Genomic DNA, 365 nt, shown 5'->3' with positions numbered 1-365 from the left:
GCTCCCCGAACAGGACTCGAACCTGTGACAACTCGATTAACAGTCGAGTGCTCTACCAACTGAGCTATCAGGGAATATTGGTGGAGCCAAGCGGGATCGAACCGCTGACCTCCTGCGTGCAAGGCAGGCGCTCTCCCAGCTGAGCTATGGCCCCAGTCATTTTTTTCATCAAGAAGTGGTGGGCCTTAGTGGACTCGAACCACCGACCTCACCCTTATCAGGGGTGCGCTCTAACCAGCTGAGCTAAAGGCCCTAATATGTATGTCTTCATTATCCTCTAAAGGGACATTGCTTGGCGACGTCCTACTCTCCCAGGACCCTGCGGTCCAAGTACCATCGGCGCTGGAGGGCTTAACGGTCGTGTT

General features: G+C 54.8%; 3 tRNA genes and 1 rRNA gene. All 4 read right to left on the bottom strand.

The features are described 5' to 3' along the window. Position 1: 1 nt before the first annotated feature. A tRNA-Asn gene (locus E0698_RS26355) sits at positions 2 to 74 on the bottom strand. Positions 75 to 78: 4 nt separating this feature from the next. Next, positions 79 to 154 (bottom strand) — tRNA-Ala (locus tag E0698_RS26350). A gap of 22 nt (positions 155 to 176) precedes the next feature. Beyond that, positions 177 to 253 (bottom strand) — tRNA-Ile (locus E0698_RS26345). Positions 254 to 290: 37 nt separating this feature from the next. Further along, a 5S ribosomal RNA gene (gene rrf / locus E0698_RS27795) occupies positions 291 to 365 on the bottom strand; the annotation flags it as partial.

The sequence above is a fragment of the Paenibacillus sp. 23TSA30-6 genome (genome assembly GCF_014858585.1).
Taxonomy (GTDB): Bacteria; Bacillota; Bacilli; order Paenibacillales; family Paenibacillaceae; genus Paenibacillus.
This window is presented reverse-complemented; position numbering and strand designations above follow the sequence as displayed.